17 protein-coding genes are annotated in these 19,006 nt (G+C 74.8%); 5 read left to right on the forward strand and 12 right to left on the reverse strand.

Translation table 11 applies throughout. From position 1 onward, the window contains the following. Positions 1 to 6: 6 nt before the first annotated feature. Positions 7 to 2,298, forward strand: a complete 2,292-nt coding sequence (gene yicI, locus EDC03_RS11760; RefSeq protein ID WP_123380451.1) for an alpha-xylosidase — start codon at positions 7 to 9, stop codon at positions 2,296 to 2,298. A 10-nt stretch (positions 2,299 to 2,308) separates the two neighbouring features. On the opposite strand, the gene EDC03_RS11765 is transcribed toward yicI, so the two are convergent. The 6 genes from EDC03_RS11765 to EDC03_RS11790 all read right to left on the reverse strand — a co-directional run bounded on the left by EDC03_RS11765 (position 2,309) and on the right by EDC03_RS11790 (position 10,074). Further along, on the reverse strand, positions 2,309 to 3,364 hold the full coding sequence (locus EDC03_RS11765) for a LacI family DNA-binding transcriptional regulator (RefSeq protein WP_158674281.1): 1,056 nt from the start codon (positions 3,362 to 3,364) through the stop codon (positions 2,309 to 2,311). Between the two features lie 121 nt (positions 3,365 to 3,485). Then, on the reverse strand, positions 3,486 to 5,621 hold the full coding sequence (locus EDC03_RS11770; RefSeq protein WP_123380676.1) for a beta-galactosidase: 2,136 nt from the start codon (positions 5,619 to 5,621) through the stop codon (positions 3,486 to 3,488). A gap of 92 nt (positions 5,622 to 5,713) precedes the next feature. Further along, complete coding sequence (locus EDC03_RS11775) at positions 5,714 to 6,634, reverse strand: carbohydrate ABC transporter permease (RefSeq protein WP_123380453.1); 921 nt, start codon at positions 6,632 to 6,634, stop codon at positions 5,714 to 5,716. Further along, the gene (locus EDC03_RS11780; RefSeq protein WP_241967162.1) at positions 6,631 to 7,584 is read right to left on the reverse strand and encodes a carbohydrate ABC transporter permease; all 954 of its coding nucleotides are present in this window, start codon (positions 7,582 to 7,584) and stop codon (positions 6,631 to 6,633) included. Before EDC03_RS11780 ends, EDC03_RS11775 begins: the two co-directional genes overlap by 4 nt. Then, on the reverse strand, positions 7,581 to 8,963 hold the full coding sequence (locus EDC03_RS11785; protein ID WP_123380454.1) for an ABC transporter substrate-binding protein: 1,383 nt from the start codon (positions 8,961 to 8,963) through the stop codon (positions 7,581 to 7,583). Before EDC03_RS11785 ends, EDC03_RS11780 begins: the two co-directional genes overlap by 4 nt. Positions 8,964 to 9,066: 103 nt before the next feature. Continuing rightward, positions 9,067 to 10,074 (reverse strand): LacI family DNA-binding transcriptional regulator, encoded by a 1,008-nt coding sequence (locus EDC03_RS11790; protein WP_123380678.1) that lies wholly within the window; start codon positions 10,072 to 10,074, stop codon positions 9,067 to 9,069. A 336-nt stretch (positions 10,075 to 10,410) separates the two neighbouring features. Here EDC03_RS11790 and EDC03_RS11795 point away from each other — a divergent pair, with 336 nt between their 5' ends. Together EDC03_RS11795 and EDC03_RS11800 are read left to right on the forward strand one after the other, a co-directional pair. Then, on the forward strand, positions 10,411 to 11,289 hold the full coding sequence (locus EDC03_RS11795; protein WP_123380455.1) for a cutinase family protein: 879 nt from the start codon (positions 10,411 to 10,413) through the stop codon (positions 11,287 to 11,289). 103 nt (positions 11,290 to 11,392) lie between these two features. Next, positions 11,393 to 12,403, forward strand: a complete 1,011-nt coding sequence (locus EDC03_RS11800; RefSeq protein WP_123380456.1) for an ImmA/IrrE family metallo-endopeptidase — start codon at positions 11,393 to 11,395, stop codon at positions 12,401 to 12,403. A gap of 15 nt (positions 12,404 to 12,418) precedes the next feature. On the opposite strand, the gene EDC03_RS11805 is transcribed toward EDC03_RS11800, so the two are convergent. Further along, positions 12,419 to 13,168, reverse strand: a complete 750-nt coding sequence (locus EDC03_RS11805; RefSeq protein ID WP_241967163.1) for an SDR family oxidoreductase — start codon at positions 13,166 to 13,168, stop codon at positions 12,419 to 12,421. 75 nt (positions 13,169 to 13,243) lie between these two features. On the opposite strand from EDC03_RS11805, the gene EDC03_RS11810 reads away from it, so the two are divergent. Continuing rightward, positions 13,244 to 14,011, forward strand: a complete 768-nt coding sequence (locus tag EDC03_RS11810; protein WP_123380457.1) for an SDR family NAD(P)-dependent oxidoreductase — start codon at positions 13,244 to 13,246, stop codon at positions 14,009 to 14,011. Positions 14,012 to 14,081: 70 nt separating this feature from the next. Here EDC03_RS11810 and EDC03_RS11815 read toward each other — a convergent pair whose 3' ends face one another. Next, complete coding sequence (locus EDC03_RS11815) at positions 14,082 to 14,432, reverse strand: hypothetical protein (protein WP_123380458.1); 351 nt, start codon at positions 14,430 to 14,432, stop codon at positions 14,082 to 14,084. Positions 14,433 to 14,685: 253 nt separating this feature from the next. Here EDC03_RS11815 and EDC03_RS11820 point away from each other — a divergent pair, with 253 nt between their 5' ends. Continuing rightward, complete coding sequence (locus EDC03_RS11820) at positions 14,686 to 16,467, forward strand: purine-cytosine permease family protein (protein WP_199720201.1); 1,782 nt, start codon at positions 14,686 to 14,688, stop codon at positions 16,465 to 16,467. 57 nt (positions 16,468 to 16,524) lie between these two features. Here the strand turns inward: EDC03_RS11820 and EDC03_RS11825 are convergent, their stop codons facing one another. The 4 genes from EDC03_RS11825 to EDC03_RS11840 form a co-directional block, all read right to left on the reverse strand. Further along, positions 16,525 to 17,496, reverse strand: a complete 972-nt coding sequence (locus EDC03_RS11825) for an aldo/keto reductase (RefSeq protein WP_199720202.1) — start codon at positions 17,494 to 17,496, stop codon at positions 16,525 to 16,527. A gap of 60 nt (positions 17,497 to 17,556) precedes the next feature. Beyond that, positions 17,557 to 17,961, reverse strand: coding sequence for a type II toxin-antitoxin system VapC family toxin (locus EDC03_RS11830; protein ID WP_123380459.1), 405 nt, complete (start codon positions 17,959 to 17,961; stop codon positions 17,557 to 17,559). Continuing rightward, positions 17,958 to 18,212, reverse strand: a complete 255-nt coding sequence (locus EDC03_RS11835) for a type II toxin-antitoxin system VapB family antitoxin (protein WP_123380460.1) — start codon at positions 18,210 to 18,212, stop codon at positions 17,958 to 17,960. Before EDC03_RS11835 ends, EDC03_RS11830 begins: the two co-directional genes overlap by 4 nt. Before the next feature lie 129 nt (positions 18,213 to 18,341). Continuing rightward, positions 18,342 to 18,800: a DUF4262 domain-containing protein gene (locus tag EDC03_RS11840; protein ID WP_123380461.1), complete on the reverse strand. Its 459-nt coding sequence runs from the start codon at positions 18,798 to 18,800 to the stop codon at positions 18,342 to 18,344. Between the last annotated feature and the right edge of the window lie 206 nt (positions 18,801 to 19,006).

A 19,006-nucleotide genomic window follows, 5' to 3' on the forward strand; every position in this document is an offset into this window, starting at 1 on the left:
CGAGACGTGAAGTTCACCGACGGCTACTGGCAGGACCGCCCCGGCGTCCACGTGCTGCGGGCCCGGGAGGCGCGGTCGGTCACCGCCGTCGGCGACAGCCTCGTCGTCCTCGCCCCCACGACCGTCGTGCGCGGCCGCGGCGACACCCTCAACCGACCGGCGCTGACCGTGACGCTCACCGCGCCGGCGCCGGGCGTCGTCGGCGTGCGCGTCGAGCACTGGGCCGGCCGCGTCCCGGGCCGCCCCTCCTTCGAGCTCCGGACCGACCCCGACCACCGCGGCACCGTCACGGTCGACGACGGCGGCGGAGTCCTGCAGTCCGGCCCGCTGTCCGCCCACGTGCGCCGCGGCCCGGGCTGGTCGGTCGAGTTCCGCTCCGGCGGACGGCTGCTGACCGCGAGCCGGGAGCGCTCCGTCGGCGCCGTCACGACCGACGACGGCGGCGAGTTCGTCCACGAGCAGCTCACCCTGTCCGTCGACGAGCACCTCTACGGGCTCGGGGAGCGCTTCACGCCGTTCGTCCGCAACGGCCAGGTGGTCGACGTGTGGAACGCCGACGGCGGGACGTCGAGCGAGCAGGCGTACAAGAACGTGCCCTTCTACCTGTCCGACCGCGGGTACGGCGTCTTCGTCGACCACCCCGAGCACGTCTCGTTCGAGGTCGCCTCGGAGGTCGTGTCCCGCAGCCAGCTCAGCGTCCCCGGTCAGACGCTGCAGTACTACGTCGTCGACGGCCCGACGCCGAAGGACGTCCTCGCGCGCTACACCGCGCTCACGGGCCGCGCCCCGCAGGTGCCGGCCTGGTCCTACGGCCTGTGGCTGTCGACGTCCTTCACCACCGACTACGACGAGGCGACGGTGACGTCGTTCGTCGACGGCATGGCCGAGCGGGACCTGCCGCTGTCCGTCGTCCACTTCGACTGCTTCTGGATGCGCGAGTTCCGCTGGTGCGACTTCGAGTGGGACCCGGAGGTCTTCCCCGACCCGGAGGGCATGCTCGCCCGGCTGCACGAGCGGGGGCTGCGGACCTGCGTCTGGATCAACCCCTACGTCGCGCAGGCCTCGCCGCTCTTCGCCGAGGGCGCCCGCGAGGGCTACCTCGTCCGGCGTCCCGACGGCGGCGTGTGGCAGTGGGACATGTGGCAGGCGGGCATGGGCCTCGTCGACGTGACGAACCCCGCGGCCGTCGCCTGGTACCAGGGACACCTGCGGCGGCTGCTCGCCATGGGCGTCGACGCCTTCAAGACCGACTTCGGCGAGCGCATCCCCACCGACGTCGTGTGGCACGACGGCTCCGACCCGCAGCGCATGCACAACTACTACGCGCAGGCCTACAACCGGCTCGTCTTCGACGTCCTCCGCGAGCACCACGGCGAGGGGGGCGCCGTCGTCTTCGCCCGGGCGGCCACGGCCGGCGGCCAGCAGATGCCCGTCCACTGGGGCGGGGACTGCTTCTCCACCTTCGAGGCGATGGCGGAGTCGCTGCGCGGCGGGCTCAGCCTCGGGCTGTCGGGCTTCGGCTACTGGAGCCACGACATCGGCGGCTTCGAGGGCACCCCGGACCCGGAGGTCTTCAAGCGCTGGGTGGCCTTCGGCCTGCTGTCCTCCCACAGCCGGCTCCACGGCTCCAGCTCGTACCGGGTGCCCTGGGCCTTCGACGAGGAGGCGGTCGAGGTCACGCGGCTCTTCACCCGGTTGAAGATGCGGCTCATGCCGTACCTCGCCGGGGTCGCCCGCGAGGTCACCGACGCCGGGCTCCCGGTGGCGCGCGCGATGGTCCTCGAGCACCCCGAGGACCCGGGCGCCGCGCACCTCGACCGCCAGTACATGCTCGGCGGCGCGCTGCTCGTGGCGCCGGTGATGTCCGCCGAGGGGGACGTCACCTACTACGTGCCCGCCGGCCGGTGGACGTCGCTGCTCACCGACGAGGTGGTCGAGGGGCCGCGGTGGGTCCGCGAGCGGCACGCGGCGACGAGCCTGCCCCTGCTCGTCCGGCCCGGCACCGTGCTCCCCGTCGGGGACCGCGACGACCGGCCCGACGTCGACTGGGCCGACGGCGTCGTCCTGCGCTGCTACGAGCTGCCCGAGGGCCACCGCTCGACGGTCGTCGTCCCGGGCCTCGACGCGGCCGGCGCGATCACCGCGGGCACGACCTTCACCGTCCTCCGGGACGGCGACTCCGTCGTCGTGGAGGCCGACGGCGACGCGCGGGGTGGCTGGGGCGTCCAGGTGGGCGGCGACGCGGCCACGCTCGTCCGCGCCGACGCCGTGGCGCGGACGGTGCGGCTGGCGCTCTGACGCCGGGCGGTCAGCCCGGCGGGCCCCACGTCGCCGTCGTCCGGCGGTGGGTCAGCCGCGGGGGCACGAGGTGGACCGTCGTGCCCCCGCCCTCGTCGTCGTCCTCGCCCGGGCCGTCGAGGAGCCGGAAGAGCTCGCGGACGGCGCGGCGCGAGACGTCGCGGCTCTCGGTCGAGACGTTGCTGACGGGCGGCTGCATCGCCGCGGCGGAGGCGTCGGGGAGCATCGCGACGACCGAGACGTCCCGCCCCGGCACGAGGCCCCGCTCGCCCAGCGCCGACAGGACGAGCGGGACGGCGCCGCCGCTCGCGACGACAAGGCCGAGCCCGCCGCCCGCGGCGAGGGTGGGCGCGGCAGCGGTGAGGACCCGCCCGACGGCCTCCCGCGCCGCGTCCGCCGTGTGCTCGACCGGGGCGACGACCTCGCACGGCACGCCCGCCTCCCGCGCCGCCGCCAGCGCGGCACCGGTGAAGCGACGGACGTAGCCGATGTCGCGCTCGACGGCCCCGGCCGGGTAGCCGAGGACCCCGAGGTGGGAGTGCCCGCGCTCCACGAGCCCCTCGACGGCGAGCCGGGCGGCCGCGGCGAAGTCGAGGTCGACGCACGTGAGCCCGCGGGGGTCGTCGGGGACGCCGACGAGGAGGACGGGGACGCGGAGGCCGGCCGCGACGGCGATGCGCGGGTCGTCCGCCTCGACCTCCATGAGGACGATGGCGTCGCACAGCCGGCGGCCCTCGAGCCGCGTCAGCGCGCTCGGCCCCTCGTCGGCGGTGACGAGGAGGACGTCGTGGTCGTGCTCGCGCGTCCCGCTCGTGATGGTCTCGATGAAGGGCAGCAGGCCGGCCGGGTCCGCGGACGCCCCGAAGGGCACGACGAGCCCGACGACGTGCGTCCGGCTGCCCGCGAGCGCCCGCGCCCCGGCGTTGGGGTGGTACGTCAGCTGCTCGATCGCGGCCTCGACCCGGCGGCGGACCGGGTCGGAGATGGGCCGCTTGCCGGACAGGACGTAGGAGACGGTGCTCTGCGAGACGCCCGCGAGCCGGGCGACGTCCTTGCTGGTCGGCACGGGACCTCCTCGCGCGCTGGTCGATACGCGTCGACGGCGCCCGCGCAGGCTAGGGCGACCCCGTGGCCGTCGCAAGCATCGCGACGGCCACGGCCCGGCCCCGCGGTCTGGAGCCGGACGGTCAGGGGCCGACGAGCACCCGCACGTCCCAGGCGCCCAGCTCGAGGGCCTCGCCGGCGGCGAGCGCGTCGCCGCCGAGCAGGTCGGTCACGGCGGCCGGGACGACGGCGCGCCCCGGCTCCCACGACCAGTTGTGCACGACGTGGACCCGGCGCCCGTCGCGCGCGGTCGCCGCCGTGACGGTGACCGACGGGCTGCCGTGCCAGCGCCGCTCGTCCCTCGGCGCGACGCCCGCGGCGACGGCGACCCGGTCCAGCAGCGCGGCCCCCGTGGCGGCGTCCGGCACGGTGCCGACCGTCGTCACGCGGCCCCGGCCGTGCTCCCGGCTCACCACGGCCGGCCACCGGCCGAGCTGCGGGTGCTCGTAGCGCGCGAGCACCTCGGCGCCGTCGGCAACGAGCGCGTCCGCCCACGTCGTCGCGCACCCCGCGACGGGCCACGACGCCGGCTCGGTGCCGCCGACCCACCGCAGCGGCACGGGCGCCGAGAGGTTGGTGAACTCCTGGTACGAGACGCCCGCGGCCGCAGCGAGACGCGCGGGCTTCACCTCGAGCCGGGCCCGGGCGAGCGGGTCGGCGTACCCGGTGCGCGGGCCGAGGACGAGCGAGCCGCCCGCCTCGGCGTAGGCCGCGAGCCAGTCGAGCAGTGCGTCCTCCGCGACGTAGAGCGCCGGGACGACGAGCACGGGCAGCTCCGCGGCGACCTCCCGCGGGTCGCGGGCCGGCCCGTCCGGCGGCACGAGCCACCGGTCGTGGACCACACGGACGCCCAGCCCGGCGTCGAACGCCGCCTGCGCCCACGTCCCGGTGAGCCGCTCGTAGGCGGCCTCGTCCGGCGGCGAGTGCCCCGGCCCGCGCGGCCCCTCGTGCGGCTGGAAGGCCAGGCCCCACTTCGACGGCACGGAGAAGAGCAGGCCGACCTGGGCGTCCGGGCGCATCCCGGCGACGACGTCGCCCGCCGTCCCGAGCTCGGCGCCCAGGCGGGCGAGCTGCTCGAAGACGCGGCCGGGCCGCTGGTCGTGCGGGAGGACGCCGCCCCAGTAGGTCTCGGTGCCGGCGTGGAGCGTGTGCCAGTGCCAGTACTCGACCATCCGGGCGCCGCGGGCCACGAGCAGCCACGCGACCTGGCGCCACTGCCCGTCCCACGCGGGGAAGTTCGTCGACGAGCCGCCGATGGGGCCGGCGTTCGTCTCCGTGACGAGGAAGGGCGCCTGCTTCGAGGCGTACATGCGGTCGGCGCTGTGGACGACGCTCCAGGTGCCCGTCGTCGTCCACCCCTGCGGGACGGGGTCCGCGGGGGTCGGGACGGCCAGCGCGTCCTGCATCGCGTAGTAGGGGTTGCCGGCCGCGACGTCGAGGGCCCGGTCGACCTCCCACTCGTCGACGGCGGGCCGCGAGTAGGAGACGCACGTCGTCACCCACTGCTCGGGCCGGGCCATCTCCCGGACGATGCCCGCCTGCCACGCGATGAAGTCCGTCGTGAGGCGCGCCTGGTACGCGCGCCACGCCAGGTCGTACTGCGGCTGCGCGTTCCCGCGCGGCTCCCACAGGTCCGCCCAGGTGGACAGCCGGTGGGACCAGTACGTCAGCCCCCACGCCTCGTTGAGCGCGTCGACGGTGCCGTACGTGCGGCGCAGCTCGTCGACGAAGCCCTCGACGACGGAGCGGTTGTGGAAGAGGTGCAGCCCCGGCTCGTTGTCGACCTGGAACCCGACGACGGCGGGGTGCTCGGCGTAGCGCCCGACGACCGCGCGGATGATCCGCTCGGCGTGGTGGCGGAAGGCCGGGTGCGTGTAGTCGACCTCCTGGCGCGAGCCCCACGGCCGCCGGTGGCCGGTCTCGTCGACGGCGGCGATCTCGGGGTGCTTGCGCGCCAGCCACATCGGCACGGCGTACGTCGGCGTCCCGAGGACGACGGACAGGCCGCGCTCGTGGGCGCCGTCGAGCGCCTCCTCGAGCCAGTCGAGGTCGAGGACGCCGTCCTCCGGCTCCCACGTCGACCACACCGACTCGCCGACCCGGACCACCGTGAAGCCCGCCTCGACCATGAGGTCGAGGTCGGTCTTCACCCGCGGCTGCGGCGTGTACTCGGGGTAGTAGGCCGCCCCGAAGAGCACCCGGTCGGGCAGGGGCAGCACCTCGGCCGGCCGCTCCGGCGGCGGCACCGCCTGCCGGTCGAGGACGGTGCGGCGCCGGTCGTGCGGTCCCGCCCCCGGCAGCTCCTGCGCGGTCATCCCTTGACACCTCCGGTGGCGAGCCCTGCCTGCCAGTACTTCTGGAGGTAGAGGAACGCGATGACGAGCGGCACGACGGACACGAGCGAGCCCGTGATGACGCTCGAGAACAGGGCCTGCGCGCCCGACCCGCCGGCGGCCGTGGACTGCCACTGGGCCAGCCCGACCGTGAGGGGGAACTTGCTCGGGGTGCTGAGCATGATGAGCGGCAGGAAGTAGTTGTTCCAGGTCGCGACGAGCTGGAACAGCAGGACGGTGATGAAGCCCGGCGCGAGCAACCGCAGCGCGACGGTGAAGAAGATGCGCAGCTCGCCGGCGCCGTCGACCCGCGCCGCCTCCATGAGCTCGCTCGGGACGGCGTCGGCCGCGTAGACCCGCATGAGGTAGACGCCGAAGGGGCTCACGAGGCTCGGCAGGATGACGGCCCACCGGGTGTTCGTGAGGTCGACCTCGGCGAAGAGCAGGTACGTCGGGATGGCCAGCGCCGTCGTCGGCACCATGATCGCGCCGAGCACCACGGAGAACATCGCGGTGCCCGCCGGGAACGAGTACTTGGCGAAGGCGTACCCCGCCGCCGTGGCGAGGAAGGCGGCCCCCACGCCGGCGACCCCGGCGTAGAGGACGGTGTTGCCGATCCACGACCAGAAGACGCCGCCCTGCGCCGTGAAGACGTCCTGCAGGTTGTTCAGCAGGTTGAAGTCGGCGAACCACAGCCCGAAGGACGTGAAGAGGTCGGCGTTGTCCTTCGTCGAGGCGACGACGAGCCAGAACAGCGGCAGGAGGAAGTAGGGCAGCGTCAGGAGGACGAGGACCGTCAGCAGCGGGCTGCGGCGGCCGGTCGAGCCGCGGCCGCGACGCCGGGGCGCCGGGTCGGCAGCCAGCGCGTCGACGGTGGGCGCCGGGGTCGTCGCGGTCATGAGCGGGCCCTCCGCTGGCTCGTGAGCTGGACGACGTACGACACGACGGCGATCCCCGCGGCGAGCAGGAAGGCGACGGCGGCCGAGTAGTTGAGGTCCTGGCTCGTGAACGCGAGGTTGTAGGCGTAGAGGTTCGGCGTGTAGGCGCTGTCGATGACGTTGGGCGCCACCGTCTGCAGCAGGTTGGGCTCGTTGAAGAGCTGGTAGCTGCCGATGACGGAGAAGATGACGGTGAGGAGGATCGCCGAGCGGATGGCGGGGATCTTGATCGACCAGGCGATGCGGAACTCACCGGCGCCGTCCATGCGAGCCGCCTCGTAGAGGTCGGCCGGGACGGCGCGCAGCGCCGCGTACATGATGATCATGTTGTAGCCGATGAACTCCCACGTGAGGATGTTCATCAACGAGCCGAGCATCCAGCCCGAGGACAGGAAGGGCGGCGCCGGCAGCCCGACCATCTCGGCCACCTGCGTGAACGGCCCGAAGTCGGGGCCGTAGAGGTAGCCCCACATGAGCGTCGCGACGACGCTCGGGACGGCGTACGGCAGGAAGATCGACAGCCGCACGAAGCGCTGCGCGTAGAGCCGGCCGGAGTCGAGCGCGAGCGCGAAGAGCAGCGCCAGCCCGAGCATGATCGGCACCTGGATGACGAGGAAGAGCGTGACCCGCACGACGCCGGAGCCGAAGGCCGCGTCGCCGAGCGCCCGCGCGTAGTTCTCCAGGCCGACGAAGCTGTTGCCGCCGACGAGCTGCTCCCGGAAGAGGGAGAGGTACGCGGCGTAGACGAGCGGCACGACGAGCATCGCCGCGAAGACGAGCATGAAGGGCGCGACCAGGAGGTACGCCGCCCGGCGCTGGCGCCGGACCGACGGGCTGGGGCCCCGGCGGGGCCCGGCCCGGCCGGGGGCGGAGGCGCCCCCGGCCGGGCGGGCGGTGGTCGGCGCGCTCACTGGACCGTGAAGCCCTGCTGCTCGGCGTAGGAGGTGATGTCCTCCTCCCACGCCTGGAGCCCGGCCTCCATGTCGCCGCCCTCGTCGATCGCCGTGCCGAGGGTGTCGTTGAAGGAGTTGTAGACGTAGTCCATGAACGGCAGCCAGCCGAAGTCGGTGTCGACCTCCTCGGACAGGTCCGTGTAGAGCTGGTTGACCTGCTGGCCGCCGAAGAACTCCGGCGCGGCCTCGAGGAAGGTCGGGTCCTCGAGCACGACGTCGCTGGGGACGAAGAGGAACTGCTCGGTCGCCATCGTCAGCGCCGACTCGGGGTCGGTGTTGATGAACTTGGCGAGCTGCGCGGCGGCGATGGGGTTCTCGGTCGAGGACAGGACGGCGTCGGTCGAGCCGCCCCAGTTGCCGGTGGCGGTGTCGCCCTCCTCCCACGCCGGCAGCGGGGCCGCGCGCCAGAGGCCCGAGGTGTTGGCCGCCGTGCCCTGGAGGAAGACCGGGCCCCAGGCCGCCGTCTGCCAGGACGCGTACTTGCCGTTCGAGAGGCCCTGGTACCACTGGTCGTTGAAGTCGGCGTCGGTCGAGACCGCGTCCTCCTGGATGAGGCCCTGCCAGTAGTCGACGACCTCGGTGACCTCCGGGGTGTCGAGGTCGATGGTGACCGTCTGGTCGCCGTCGAAGCCGAAGGGCTTGGCGCCGTTCTGCCACAGCAGGCCGACGAACTGGCCGGGGTCGTTGCCCGGCATGTTCGTGAGGTAGGTGTCCGGCTTGGCCTGGCGCATCGTCCGGGCCGCCTCGGCGAACTCGTCCCACGTCGTCGGGGCCGTGATGCCGACCTCGTCGAGGATGTCCTGGCGGTAGAGCGAGCCCATGGGGCCGATGTCCTGCGGGATGCCGTAGACGCCCTCGCCCTGGGTGATCTGCTCCCAGACCCACTCCGGGTAGGTGTCCTCGAGCTCCGCGGCGCCGTAGGGGCCGAGGTCGAGCAGGTCGCCGCCGAGGGTGAAGGACGGCAGGTACTGGTACTCGATCTGGACGACATCGGGGGCGCCCTCGCCGGCGCGGATCGCGGTGCGCAGCTTCGTGTACTGGTCGAGGCCCTGGCCGGCGTTGACGAGCTCGACGTCGATGTCGGGGTACGCGGCCTCGAAGAGGTCGACCTCCTTCTGCGCGTCGGGCAGCCAGGTCCAGAAGGTGAGGGTCGTCGGCGTCGACATCGCCTCGTCGATCTCCTCCTGGGAGACCGGCTCGACGGACGAGCCGCCGTCGTCGCCGGAGCCGCCGGCGTCGTCCCCGCCGCCGCAGGCGGACAGGGCGAGCGCGGAGGCCGCCACGACCGCCGCGAGGGCGCGGCTGCGGGAGCGGAGGGGCTTGCGGGGTGCGGACATCGGGACGACTCCTTCGTCGACGGTGGTGCGCGGGGAGCACTGCTGGTCCGGGAGGTGCGGGGCCGGCCGCCGGGGCGGTCGGGGTCGGTGGGGCGGCGCGGCGTCAGTCGCCGCGGCCGCCGCCCGGCGCGCGGCCGGTGCTGGCGCGGACCTCGAGGGTCACGGGGACCACGTGGACGCGGTCGTGGGCGCCCGGCCCGTCCTCGACGAGCTCGACGAGGGTCCGGAGCGCGAGCTCGCCGACGTGGGAGAGCGTCTGGCGCACCGTCGTCAGCGGGACGGGGAGGAACTCGGCCTCCGGGACGTCGTCGAAGCCGACGAGGGAGACGTCGCCCGGGACGGACAGGCCCGCCTCGGCCAGCGCCCGCAGCGCGCCGACGGCCATGTGGTCGTTGGCGGCGACGACCGCCGTGACGTCCTCGCGGGCCAGCAGCTCGCGGGCCGCCGCGTAGCCGGAGCGGGCCGTCCAGTCGCCGCGCGCCGGCTCGAGGACCGGGAGGCCGTGACGCCGCAGCGCCGCCGCCGTGGCCTGCTCGCGGACGAGGGCGCTGCGCCACGCCGTCGGGCCGGCGAGGTAGCCGACCCGCCGGTGCCCGAGGCCCACGAGGTGGTCGACGACGAGGTCGGCGCCGGCCTCCTGGTCGGCGTCGACGGCCGGGACGTGCCCGTCGTCGTGGACCGAGCGGACGACGGTGACGAAGGGCGTCCGCGCGAAGGCGTCGAGGGCGGTCCGCGTGTCGAAGAAGGGCTCCGCGAGGACGACGCCCTCGGCCCCCAGCTCGAGCGCCCGCTCGACGGCCACGACGACCTCGGCCGGGTCGCCGGTCTCGGTCGAGACGACGACGACGCCGAAGCCGGCCTCCTTGGCGGCCCGCTCGAGGCTCATGACGTGCTGGGCGACGCCGTACAGCGCCGTCCGCAGGCCGACGACGCCGACGACGTGCGTGCGGCCGCGGACGAGGGCGCGGGCGGCGGCGTTGCGGCGGTACCCGAGCTCGTCGATGGCCCGCTGCACCCGCGCGGTGACCTCGGGGCGGACCTGCGACGAGCCGTTGACGACGCGGGAGACCGTCTTCTGGCTCACGCCGGCCGCCCGCGCGACGTCGACCATGACGACCCCGCCACCGCCGCGGCCGCGCGTCGACGGGGCCGGGCGCGCGGGGGCGCCGACGGGCTCCGTCGAAGTGGCGTCGCGGGCGGGGACGGACACGGTGACCTCCGATGACTGCGCTGTCATGTGGCGATGGCCGGGACCGTAGGGCACGCGTGACTGCGTAGTCACGACTTTCCCCGGAGCCGTGACCGAGGCGTGACCTCGACCGGGACGAACCCGGACGGGCGGGTTGTGGGACGTCGAAACCTTCCGCACGATCGGTCCGACACCTACCGTGGGACTGCGCCCAGCCACCCGCGCCCCTCCCCCACGACGCCGTCCTCGGAGGCCCCCGTGCGCCTGCCCGCCCTGCTCGTCACGCCGCTCGCCGCCCTGTCCCTGCTCGTCGGCGGTGCGGTCACCACCGCGGCCCCCGCCGCGGCCGCCGCCTGCTCCGACGTCGAGGTCGTCTTCGCCCGCGGCACCGGCGAGGCACCCGGCCTCGGCGTCGCGGGACGTCCTCTCGTCGAGGGCATCACGCGTGCCCTGCCCGACCTCACGGTGTCCTCGTACGCGGTCGACTACGCCGCGGCGACCAGCCAGACGAGCGCCGGCCCCGGCGCCACGGACATGAGCCGGCACGTCCGCGAGACCGCCGCGGCGTGCCCCGGCACCCGCTTCGTCCTCGGCGGCTACTCGCAGGGCGCGACCGTCACGGACATCGCCCTCGGCATCCGGACCGGGACGACGACGGGCACGCCGGTCGCGGCCCAGGACGAGCCCCGGGTCGCGGCGGTCGTCGTCTTCGGCAACCCGCTCGGCATCGGCGGCGGCCGGACGATCGCCACGGCCAGCAGCACCTACGGCGACCGCTCGCGCGACTACTGCAACTCCGGCGACAGCGTCTGCGGCGGCCAGCCGAAGACCGGCACCGGCGGCCACCTCTCGTACGTGAGCAACGGGTCGGTCGCCGCGGGCGCGACGTTCGCGGCCGACCTCGTCCGTCGCACCGCGCCGACGGACCCGACCCCGCCGCCCACGACCCCGCCGCCCGCGCCGACGTGCGTGGCCGCCAGCACCCGGGCCCACGTCGACGCGGGCCGCGCCACGGACGTCTTCGGCTACGCCTACGCCACGGGGAGCCGCGACTACCTCGGTCGGACGAGCGCATTCAACAGCGCGACGCTGCGCCAGGTCGACGCCGGCACGTGGGAGCGCGCTCTGCGCTGCTGACGCCCGGCACCCCGAGGGCCCCGGCGCGGACGTCACCGCGCCGGGGCCCTCGGGCGTCGTGGACCGGCGCGCCGTCCGGCGGCCGCGTGGGGAGGATGGAGCCGTGACGACCGGCGCGGCAGGGCTCTTCGGGCAGGGGGCGCTCGAGCTCGACCTCGAGGGGCAGCTGGAGCTCGGGCTCCCCGACGAGGACACGTCGCCGGCGTCCGTGGCCGAGCAGGCGCGGCAGTCGATCGACGACCTCGTCCGCGGCGCCCAGCGCTACCGGACGTCCGAGCAGTACCGCGCGCTGCTGCGCTTCGTCGGGTCGTTCCGGCGGTACGCGCCGTACAACGTCGTGCTCGTCGACGTGCAACGGCCGGGGTCGACGTACGTCCTCACCGCCGCACGGTGGCGCGAGGCCTACGGCCGCGCCGTGCGCGCCGACGCGCAGCCGCTCGTCGTCCTCCAGCCCCGCGGGCCGGTGATGTTCGTCTACGACGTCAGCGACACCGAGCCGCTCGAGGGCGCCCGCCCGCTGCCGCCCGAGGTCACCGACCCCTTCGCCGTCGCCGTCGGGAGCGAGGCCGACGTCCGTGCCCGCCTCGAGCGGCTGGAGGACAACCTCGTCGGCCTCGGCATCCGCGTCAGCACGGGCCGGCTCGGCTCGCAGCAGGCCGGGTCGGCGCGGACGGCGAGCGGGCGGACGCTGCGCCGCGAGCGGCGGGCCCGCGGCGGACGCCAGCAGACGGTCGTCGAGCAGGTGCCGCTGCGCTACGAGGTCGTCCTCGCCGAGCACCTCGACGTCCGGGCCCGCCTCGTGACGCTCGCGCACGAGGTCGCGCACGTCCTGTGCGGCCACCTCGGGACGCCGGACCCGCTGTGGTGGCCCGACCGCCGCGGCGTCGACCACGACGTCGAGGAGTGGGAGGCCGAGTCGGTCGCCTACCTCGTGGCCCGCCGCGTCGACTCGAGCGTGCAGATGCCGCCGTACCTGCACCACCACCTGCGCGACGGCCTCCAGCCGCCGGTCTTCAGCCTCGAGCGGGTGGCCAAGGCGACGGGCGACGTCGAGGCGTACTGCACGCGCCGCCTGCGCACCGCGGAGATCGGGAAGGCACGGACGACGTCCTGACCCCGGCGGCTCCGGTCAGCCGCGTCCCGCAGGGCTGATGACGAGCTCGTCGACCCGCACGTGCGCGGGCGCCGTGTGGACGAAGGCGACGGCGCGGGCGACGTCGTCCGCCGTGAGCATCCGGCGGCGCGCCGCGGCGTCGGGGACGGACGGGCGCTGCGCGAGGAAGTCGGTGTCGACGTCGCCGGGGCACAGGTGGCAGGCGCGCACGCCGTGCTCGCCCTCCTGGTCGTTGAGGGAGCGGCAGACCGACGCGAGCGCGGACTTGCTCGCGCTGTAGGCGACGCCCGCGTGCGGCGAGTGCTGCCAGCCGGCGTAGGAGGAGATCACCGTGACGGTGCCGCCGCCGGCCGCGCGCATCCCGGGCAGGACGGCCTGGACGGGTCGGACGACGCCGAGGAGGTTGGTGTCGACGACGGCCGTGACCTCGTCGAGGTGCTGGTCGCGCCAGTAGCGCTCGGGGACGTTGAGCCCCGCAGCCGCCACGAGGTCGGTGACGGGGCCGAGCGCGGCGACGACGCGCTCGTGGGCGGGTCCGACGGCGTCGGCGTCCTGCACGTCGAGCGGGACGGCGACGGCGCGACCGCCCGCGGCCGTCACCTCGGCGACGAGCTGCTCGAGCAGCTCACGGCGCCGGCCCGAGACGGCCACCGCCAGACCCGCCCCCGCGAGGCGCAGCGCGCTCGCGCGGCCCATGCCGCTGCCGGCGCCGGTGACCCAGGCGACCCGTCCGTCGTACCCGCTGGTGGTCTCGTCGGTCTGCACCCGCAGCACCGTAGGGGCGGCCGGGGCGCCTACGGTCGGGGCCCCGCCCCCGCCGTCGGCCCCCGAGGAGCACCCGTGATCGACCTGTCCGGCCGCGTCGTCCTCGTCACCGGCGCCGGGCGCGGCATCGGCCGCACCATCGCCGCCCGCTTCGCCGAGCAGGAGGCCCGCGTCGTCGGGCTGGACCTCGACGTCACCGACGTCGCCCCGGGGGTCGAGGGCGTCGCGGGCGACGTCACCGACGCCGCCGCCACGCGGGCCGTCGTCGACGACGTCGTCCGCCGCCACGGGAGGGTCGACGTCCTCGTCAACAACGCGGGCATCAACGTCGTCGGCGCGGTCGAGGACCTCACCGTCGAGGCGTGGGACCGCTGCTTCGCCGTCAACACCCGCGCGGTGATGACGACCTGCCAGGCGGTCATCCCGGCGATGAAGGCGCAGCGCGCGGGGCGGATCGTCAACGCGGCGTCGTTCGCGGCCGTCGTCCCGTCGGTGGGGTCCGCGGCGTACGCCGCGTCGAAGGCCGCCGTCGTCGCGCTGACCCGGGTGCTCGCCGGCGAGCTCGGCCCCTGGGGCGTCACCGTCAACGCGTACGCGCCGGGCATGGTCCCGAGCGCGATGAACGGCTTCGACGCCATGCCGCCGGAGCAGCAGGACGAGCTGCTCGACACGCTGACCCTGCGCCGGTGGGGCACGGCCGAGGAGGTCGCCGACACGGTCTGCTTCCTCGCCAGCGACCTCGCCCGGTACACGACCGGCACGGTGCTCGACTGCAGCGGCGGCAAGCTCGCGACCCAGCGGCCCCAGGTGGCGCACCGGGCGGCGCAGGTCGACGAGGGCTGAGCGCGAGACCGACGAAGGGCCGGTTCCCGACGCCGGGGAACCGGCCGTTCGTCGGTCTCGCGGAGCCAGCTCACGCCGCGCCCGCGACGACGCCGAGCGCCACCCACCCGAGCACCGTCGGCCCGCTCGGCACGCACGTCAGCAGCAGAACACCCGCGACGACGGACCGCACCCGCCGCCGCCACGCCCGCACCACCGCGACGACCCCGGCCGCCGTCGCCGCGAGCGCACCCGCCGCCACGAGCGGCCACGGCGTGGTCGTCCAGTGCCACGCCAGCGACGACGCCGTCGCGACGGCCGCCGACAGGAGCGCGAGGAGGGCGACGGACCACGCGTCGTCGACCGCCCGCCCCTCGCGCCACGAGCGGCCGACCACCTCGTCCTCGTCCCACCCGACGTCCCACCGCGCCCGCACCGCCATGCCGTCCGCCTCCCCGACCGCCGGGCGGCACCACCGCCGCCGTCCGCGAGGACGCTAGGGACGGCGGACCTGCCGCGTCGGGCGTCGTCCACAGGCCCTCGTCGCCGAGCGTCTTGCCCACGGCGACAGCCACAACCGGCGTCCCCGGTTGACAGCCGGACGGCGCGGCACCAACGTCGCGCGGGGGCGCAGGGCGGCTCCTCCGTGCGTCGAGCACCCGGCGACCGGCGACGACGGCGGACGGATCCTCCCCATGGCCGGGACATCGGCGGCAGAGGTCGACAGGGGGCTGCGGCGCACCGACGTCGAGCAGCTCCCGGCCGGCAAGCACGAGCAGCACGGCCCGGGGCACTTCGCCGGGCTCTACTCCGCGGAGAACATCGCCGGGACGGAGTTCGTCTTCGGCGCCACCTTCGTCATCCTCGGCGCGTCCTTCGTCGACGTGCTCGTCGGCCTGGCGGTCGGCAACCTGCTCGCGGTCCTGACGTTCCGCTTCGTCACGGCGCCCATCGCCGTGCGGACGCGGATGAGCGTCTACACGTACCTCAGCCGGGTGGCGGGCGGCCCGACGTCGAAGATCTACAACGGCGTCAACGCGCTGATCTTCGCCATCATCTCGGCGGCCATGATCACCGTGTCGGCCACGGCCTTCCGCCTCGTCCTCGACTTCCCGGCGCAGGAGGAGGCGTACCCGACGAGCATCGGCTTCGTCGTCCTCGCGCTCGTCTTCGGCTCCGTCGCCGTGCTCGTCGCCGCCTTCGGCTTCACCGCCCTCGCGGAGTTCGCGAGCACCTGCGGGCCGTGGCTCGTCGTCATGTTCTTCACCGGCGGCCTCGCGCTGCTGCCCCTGGTGTCCGACACCGTGACCGGCTCGACGGTCGTCGACGGGTGGTCCGGCTTCCTCGCCCTCGGCCAGAGCGAGATCTTCACCGGCGAGACGCCCGACGGCACCGCCGGCATCACCCTGCTCGGGATCATCGGCTACTCGTGGGCGGCCAACAGCTTCGCCCACGCGGGCCTCGTCGACATGTCCCTCCTGCGGTACGCCCGCAAGAGCTGGTACGGCTACATGTCGGCGTTCGGCATGTTCCTCGGGCACTACATGGCGTGGATCGCCGCCGGCGTCATGGGCGCGGCCGCCGCGGCCATCGTGCAGACGAGCATCACGGTCATCGAGCCCGGGCAGGTGGCCTTCGAGGCGCTCGGCTACGCCGGCCTCGCCGTCGTCGTCATCGGCGGCTGGACGACGGCGAACGCCAACCTCTACCGCGCCGGCCTCGCGGGACAGGGCGCCTTCCCCCGCGTCGCTCGTAAGCCGATGACGCTGTACATCGGGATCGTCGTCCTCGTGGCGAGCGTCTTCCCGTTCGTCTACCGCGGGTACCTCGACCTCGTGACCTTCGCGGGCATCGCCATCGTGCCGATCGGCGGCGTCCTCTTCGCCGAGCACTGGCTGCTGCCGCGCCTGGGCATGACGACGTCATGGGCCCGGTACCGCGGCGTCACGAACGTGCCGTCGCTCGTCGCGTGGTTCGGGACGGTCGCCCTGGCGGCCGCCGCCGTCGCGACCGGCCTCATGCCCGTCTACATCGCCTTCGTGCCGGCCTTCCTCGTGAGCATGGGCCTCTACCTGCTGCTCGCCCGACGGATGGGTGCGGCCGAGCGGTACCCCGAGGGCGAGGCCGCCGACGCCCTGTGGCACGAGCGGGTCGACGCGCTCCACGCCGAGCAGGCCGCCGCGACGCCGGACGTCGACACGACCGACCGCCGCCCGCTCACCCGCGCGCTGCGCGTGCTGTGGATCGCCACGCTCGTCGCCATCACCGTCATGGCGCTCGTCGTGCTCCTCGGCAGCCCGGACCTCGCGACGTACGAGGACAACCGGTCGGCCTTCTGGACGGTGTCGGCGGTGGGCACGGTCGTCTACTTCGTCGCCGCCTACGCCGAGCTGCGGCTGCGGAAGGCCCACCGGCAGCGCGTGCTCGCGGAGCACGGCGCCCCGGCCGACGCGGCGGAGGGCGCGGCGCCGGCCTGACCGGTGCATCCGTGGCGGCGCGGGTCCCCTTCGCGGGGGCCCGCGCCGCCCACCGTCTCAGCGGGACCGGTGGTCGACCCACGCCTCCCGCGGCGGCACGAGGGCCTCGGCCTCGGCCCACAGCTCCTCGGGGACGTCGGCCGCCGCAGCGGCCAGCACCTGCTCGACCCGCTCGACCCGCGTCATCCCGACGAGCGTCGTCGACACCCGCGGGTCGCGCAGCGAGTGCTGCAGCGCGACGGTCGGCAGGTCGGTGCCGTGCCGCGCGCACAGGGCGCGCAGGTCGCGGATCGCCCGCGCCGTCGCGGGGTGTGCCGGCTCGTAGGCGTAGTCCTCGGGCGACCCGTCGGCCGGCGCCTCCTGCCGCCCGAGCACCCCGCCCCCGTAGATGGCCGCGTTGACGACGGCGAGGCCGCGGTCGACGGCGTCCTGGACCAGCTCCTCGGCGCTGCGGTCGACGAGCGTCAGCCGGTTGTGGACGAGGAGGACGTCGAAGACGCCGAGGTCGAGATAGCGGCGGATCTGGTGGACGTCGCCGCCGGCGAGGCCGATGCGCCCGACGGCGCCGCTCTCCTTCGCCGCGACGAGCGCCTCGACGGCGCCGCCCGGGCCGGACAGCTCGTCGAAGTCCCACCCCTCCGGGTCGTGGAGGTGGACGAGCGGCAGGTGGTCGACGCCGAGCCGCTCGCGGCTCTCGGCGAGCGACGCGCGCACCCGGTCGCCGGAGTAGTCGTCGCCCAGCGGGTCGACCTTCGTGGCGAGCAGGACGTCGTCGGGCAGCCCGCCCTCCGCGGCGAGCGCGGCGCCGATGTGCCGCTCGCTGTCCCGGTAGCCGTTGCTCGTGTCGAGCAGCCGGATCGGGCTGCGGAGCACCGCGCGGACGAGGTCGACCGCGCCGACGCGCTCGTCGCCGGGACTGTAGGCGGCGGGCATGCCGCCGAGCGGTGAGGCGCCGAGACCGACCGCCGTGACGGTCAGGCCCGTGATGCCGAGCGGGCGGGTCCAGGCGGCGTCGTCGGGGGTGAGCACGGGGCGAGGCTGGCACGCGGGGACGCCTGCGGCGCGCCCGACGCCTCCCGCTGCGATCGGTCAGACGTCGCCCTCGAGGGCGGGGCGTAGGTCGGTGGCGGCGAAGTCACGGCCGGTGAAGAGCAGCGCCTCACCCGTCGCCGCAGCCAAGGCGTAGGTGAAGCAGTCGCCGAGGTTGAGCCCGGCCGGGTGGCCGCTGCCCTTGCCGTAGTCGCGGTAGGCCTGCCGCGCGAGGGCGGCCTGCTTCGAGGTGAGCGGCTCGACGACGACGCCGAGCAGGTCGAGCAGCTCGTCGAGACGACGGCTGAGCACCGGGTCGCGGCGCCCGTCGACGACGACCGACAGCTCGACCAACGTGGCGGCCGACAGCCGGAGGACCTCCGCGCCCTCCATCGCCGCGAGGTGCCGGTCGGCGTCCGGCTCGCCGCGGAGGACGGCGACGACGGCGGAGGTGTCGAGGATCACCGCGGCAGACCCCCTTCGTCGTAGAGCTCGGCGGTCGGGTCGCCGGAGTCGTCGCCCCAGCGGGCCGCGGTGTCAGCAGTGAGCCGCCGCAACCGTTCGGCGCGCTGCTCCCGGGCGGCACTGGTGGTCCGCAGCGTCGCCAGCCGAGCGGCCAGGGCCGCCGTCACCGCCGTCGTCACCGGCTCTCCCGTCTCCCGCGCCAGCTCTCGCGCCAGCCGCTCGGTCTCCGCGTTCTTGATGCTGAGCGCCATGGCACCAAGGTACCCGCGTCGTCCACCCAGGTACCTCGAAGAAGGCGGTGTACTTCCGCTCCGAGCGCGGGCACCGGCGTCCTGGCCCGACGATGGTCACCTCACGTCAGCCCACGGACGGCTGTCCTGTCACAGCTGCTCGACGTACCGAGGGCGGCAGCACACCTCGCGGTCGAGCTCCCACGGCCACTGGCCGGCGTCGTCCTGCCACACGAGCTGGAGCAGCGGGACGGGCGGCCCGTCGGCGGCGTACATGGCTTGGAGCACCACCATGAGCTCGGGACGGCTGACGGGCTCGAGCCGGACCGGCACCGGTCCGATGTCGTGCAGCTCGTCACCGGCCTGTAGACGTCTCCCGTCGAGAACCGCCTGCGTCGCCAGGCCGAGCAACGGGAAGGAGACCGCCATCTCGAGGCCGCTGACCACCAGCTCGGGTTGTTCCGGTCGCAGCGAGAGCCCCACGGTGTGGGTCAGCGCCGGGCCCACGGCGTCGCCGCGGACGTGGACCACCGACACCCCGTGCTCGTCGACCAGCCGTCGGTGGTGCTCGACGAGAGTGTCGACGTCGACTTCGCCGTCCGTCGTCATGCCGTCCCCCTCGCCTCGACGCCCGTCGTCGGGCGTGCGCTGGAGACGCTAGGGACGCGCGCTCCTCGACGTCCTGGGGCGCCGACGTCCTGTGGACACCGGAGGTGGTCCGACGACATGTGGACCACCACGCCGCCCGGTGCCGCCGACGACCGCTCGATCTGACGGCGAGCGGGCACCCCTGGGTGTGGACGGGTCGAGGACGA

Source organism: Pseudokineococcus lusitanus, assembly GCF_003751265.1.
GTDB lineage: Bacteria > Actinomycetota > Actinomycetes > Actinomycetales > Quadrisphaeraceae > Pseudokineococcus > Pseudokineococcus lusitanus.